4 protein-coding genes are annotated in these 4,342 nt (G+C 70.6%); 1 reads left to right on the forward strand and 3 read right to left on the reverse strand.

Annotated features, from left to right (window positions below):
* The coding region (locus AC27KI_RS19540) for an FUSC family membrane protein (RefSeq protein WP_487115355.1) at nt 1–1,033 on the reverse strand (1,033 nt) is incomplete at its 3' end.
* Between the two features lie 175 nt (nt 1,034–1,208).
* Here AC27KI_RS19540 and AC27KI_RS19545 point away from each other — a divergent pair.
* Nucleotides 1,209–3,098: an esterase/lipase family protein gene (locus AC27KI_RS19545; protein WP_487115357.1), complete on the forward strand. Its 1,890-nt coding sequence runs from the start codon at nt 1,209–1,211 to the stop codon at nt 3,096–3,098.
* A gap of 74 nt (nt 3,099–3,172) precedes the next feature.
* On the opposite strand, the gene AC27KI_RS19550 is transcribed toward AC27KI_RS19545, so the two are convergent.
* Together AC27KI_RS19550 and AC27KI_RS19555 are read right to left on the reverse strand one after the other, a co-directional pair.
* Nucleotides 3,173–3,478 (reverse strand): hypothetical protein, encoded by a 306-nt coding sequence (locus AC27KI_RS19550; protein WP_284428797.1) that lies wholly within the window; start codon nt 3,476–3,478, stop codon nt 3,173–3,175.
* A 179-nt stretch (nt 3,479–3,657) separates the two neighbouring features.
* On the reverse strand, nt 3,658–4,342 hold a 685-nt coding region (locus AC27KI_RS19555), incomplete at its 5' end, for an SDR family NAD(P)-dependent oxidoreductase (protein WP_487115359.1).

Here is a 4,342-nt window from a genome sequence, read left to right on the forward strand (position 1 = left end):
CGCGCGCCAGGAGGCGGGGCGACGGGTTGGCGCCCTCGGGCCCGGGCTGGGGCTGAGGCACTTCGTCCCAGCGCAGGGCCGCCAGGTGGGGCCGGTGGTCAGCGAAGGCGGTGGGCCTGCGGCCGATGAGCATGGCATCGGCCAGGCGCTCCATCTCGTCGGCCACGTGGTGCAGCACGTCGCGCAGCCCGACCACTACGGGCGCATGGCCGGGGTGGGCCTTGAGCGTGTCCAGGTCCAGCTCGCAGGCCAGCAGGTGGTCGCGCATTTCCAGCACCAGCAGCAGCATGCCGGCCAGCCGCTGGCGCCGCGGCGTGCGGGGCGACTCCAGCACGATGTTGCGCGCGGCCTGCAACTGCTCGGCCAGGGCCGCCTGCCGGTGCAGCAAGGCCCCCGCCAAGGCGGGCGCGGGCGGGCCCTGCAGATCGACCGGCGTGAACTGGCGCGCCTGCACGCGCATCAGCGCAGCGAGCGCCAGCAGCGCATCCGCCACCGACTGCACGCGGTAGCGCGCATTGAGCGCATGGTTGGCCACCACCGAATACACCACATACAAAGCCGCCCCGAGCGCGAAATGCCCGGTGGTGGCCAGCGCCGCCGTCAACGGGTCCACGCCCGGCGTGGGCGGCACGGCCATGGAAAACACCATGGAGAACATCAAGGCCACCGCGATCGGCACGCCGCGCTTGCCCCAGGCCATGGCCAGGAACGCGACGAAGCTGGCTGGCACGATCAGCATTCCCAGGGCCAGCTCCGACGGGTGCAGCATCTGCACCCCGAAAAAGAGCGGCACGCCCAGCAGGGGCGCCGGCAGCATTTGCCAAAACTTGCCCCGCGCCGGGCCGGGCAGGTCGGGCGGCGCCGTGACGATGACCCCGACCGACGCCGAGGCGGCGGCCGCCGCGCCCAGCCACCCGTGCACCCCGGCCGAGATGAGCAGCAGGCCGAAGGCCACCGACAGGCCGTTGAAGACATAGTGGCTCAGCGCCACGCGCAAGGCGGCCCGCAGGCGGTGTTCCGGAGAGATCCTCATAAGCCGGCGAGCGTACCGCAGCACTGCGTACCGCGGCGTCAGGCAGCGCCCAATTCGCGGGGCCGCCGGGTAACATCGGCCACCCCGTCGCCGCCCGGCCCGCCCCATGTCGCCACCCACCCCGCCGCCGCTCCATCGCACTTGGTCCCCTGCCCCGCGCCGCACACCCTGGTCGGTGTTGCGAGGGCTCGCCGCGCTGTGCGCAGCGGCCGTGCTGTGCGGCTGCGCGGGGGTGACGGTGTCGTCGATGTCACCGCGCGAATACCTGTCGCAGCGGCGCGGCGACGTGCTCACCAGCGGCCGGGTCAGCGAGGCCACCGAAGAGGTGCTGCGCGTGATCGGCAGCGATGCCGACACCTGCGCGGACGACCTGGCCGACTGCCGCAACCAGCTGGCCGCCTCGAACGGCATCAGCGAGGAGCAGCGCCTGTCGGCGCTGGCCGAGGTCTGGCTGCAGGTGGGCCTCGAAGGCGAACGCGACCGCAGCGCGCCGCTGCCGCCGGACGAGGCGCTCGATGCCTGGATGGAATCGGCCCGCCACGCCTGGGCCTATCTGTTCTTCACGCAGCGCTCCCCCGGCGAGCGCGCGTTCGAGGACCGGCAGACGCAGGTGCGCGACTACTACAACTTCGCTACGCAGCGCGTGGTGACCCTGCTGTTCCAGCGCTACCGCGCCGAAGGACGCCGGTCGGATGAGGCGCGCACCCTCGGCGCCTGGCGGATTTCCAGCGACGCCTCGGACATCCGCCTGCCCAGCGACGCCCCGCTGCCCGAGGAACTGATCCCGGCCACCACGCTGCGGTTTTCCGGCGTTCGCAACACCTACCGGCGCGATGGCTTCGGCACGGAGCTGGTGGCGGCGTCCGCCCCCGAGCCGGGCGAGCGAGCGCCCGCACCGTTCAAGGAAATGCCCTACCCCGCGGCCACCGCGCTGCTGCGGTTTCCGGGCAAGACGCTGGGCGAGGTACTGCGCACGCAGGAGGTGCAGGTGGCGATCTACGACCCCTACCATACCGCGCGGGTGGAACTGGGCGGGCAGCAGGTGCCACTGGCGGGCAACTTCACCGCGGGGTACGGCCTGTGGCTGGCGCGCTCGGGCTTCGCCACGCAGGCCATGCGCACCCTGCTGGGCTGGAGCGACCGGCTGGACGCGCCGCGCATCCACCTCATGCAGCCCTATGACCCGAACCGCCGCACCATTTTCATGCTGCACGGGCTGGCCAGCAGCCCCGAGGCCTGGATCAACGTGGCCAACGAGGTCCTGGGCGATGCGCAGTTGCGGGACGCCTACCAGGTGTGGCAGGTGTACTACCCGACCAATGCGCCGCTGGCCCTCAACCAGCATGACATCCGGGAGGCCCTGGTGCAGACGCTGGCGCACTTCGATCCCGCCGGCACGGCGCGCGCATCGCGCGACATCGTGCTGGTGGGCCACAGCATGGGCGGCGTGCTGGCGCGGCTGCTGGTGTCGGAATCGGGCGACACGCTGTGGGACCAGGTCATCGGCCGCCCCGTGCTGCCCCCGCAAGACCTGGCCCGGCTGCGTGAGGACCTGGGCCCCTTCCTGGTGTTCCATCCCCTGCCGCAGGTGACCCGGGCGGTCTTCATCGCCGCGCCCCACCGGGGAACGCCGTTCGCCAACAAGACCCTCTCGCGCTGGCTGGCCAACATGGTGACGCTGCCGCTGGCCGTGCTGGAGCGCTTCGGCGATGCCACCCGCGTGCTGGCCAGAGCCCATGCCGCGCAGCCCGTCGAGGGCGGGGTGCCGCCGCGCCTGCCCAACAGCATCGACAACCTGGGCGACACCGATCCGTTCGTGCGCGCGGCCGCCGACCTGCCAATCGGCCCGGGCGTGCGCTACCACTCCATCATGGGCCGCGAAGACCCGGGCACCCCGCTCGCGCAGTCGAGCGATGGCATCGTGCCCTACGGCAGCGCCCACCTGGCAGGTGCCGAGTCGGAGCTGGTGCTGACCTCGCACCACAGCGTGCAGGAGAACCCCCGGGCGATCCTGGAGATCCGCCGCATCCTGCGCGAGGCGCTCGCGGCCGAGCCGGTGCGCTGAAAGGCGAGCGCTGCATCCCGCGCCCCACCGCTGGCGCTCATGCCCGATGGAAAAGAATCAGCCAACCGCAGACTTCAGCCGCAGCGCCATTCAGCGAAAAACAATCTTTGGCCGTTCTGAACCGTGGGGGCGACACCGATGCCGAGCATCTGAACGGGCTGAGCGGGGAAAGGCCCCGTCCTGCATTTCTGCTGGGCATCGAAGAAAGTCGCATCCCGCACCTGGCGGCGGGTCGGACTGGTCGTGTTGGGCCCGAGGCCGGAGGCCGTGATCGTTTGTCCGCTTTGGGCAAGAACAGGGGTGGTACTCAACGCGGCAAGCAGAGCGAGCCCAGCCGTGACAAACGCGCCAGATTTGAAGACGGGTGAAAGAAGGAGCATGGATTCCCTTGTATTTGAGTTGCAGGCCCAACACTAAAACCAACCACCCAGGCGAAGCAGGCCGCATGCGAAGCCTTTGTTCAGCCGGCGAATCCAACCGACCACGTCGCCGAGCGCGCGTCTGGCCGCAATATTTGCAATCTGCCAGGCGAGCGCCTCGGTACCGGGCAATCACTCCATCACCGCCGGGCCAGGCGCACCTCGTTCGTGCCCTGGGCCGCGCCGCTTTGCGGCACCTGTTCGCCGGTGCGGTCGGCCACCTCGGCCAGGCGCGCGGCGAGCTGCTCGGGCACATCGGGCCCAATGCCCAGATGCACCCCCTGCGTGAGCGTGACGTGCGCCGCCTCGAAGGTGCCGGCGCCCGCGCACAGGATGGTGCGCGTGGGCGCGCTTTCGTGCGCCAGCACCAGCATGGCCGGCACCACGGCCTCGGGCTTGAGCGCGGCCAGCACCTCCTCGGGCATCAGGCCCTCGGTCATGCGGGTGGCGGCGGTGGGCGCGAGCGCGTTCACGTGGATGCCGTGCTTGGCCCCTTCGATGGCGAGCGTCTGCATCAGCCCGACCTGGGCCAGCTTGGCGGCGCCGTAGTTGGCCTGGCCGAAGTTGCCGTACAGGCCAGTGGACGAGGTCGTCATCACGATGCGGCCGTATTGCTGCGCCACCATGTGCGCCCACACGGCCTTGCAGCAGTGGGCCGCGCCCATCAGGTGCACATCCACCACGAGGCGGAAATCGTCCATGTCCATCTTGCCGAACGACTTGTCGCGCAGGATGCCGGCGTTGTTGACCAGGATGTCCACGCGCCCGAACTGGCTGGCGCTGTACTTCATCATGTCCTCGATGTCCGCTGCGCGGCCCATGTCG

It is taken from the genome of Acidovorax sp. KPB24-03, assembly GCF_057546605.1.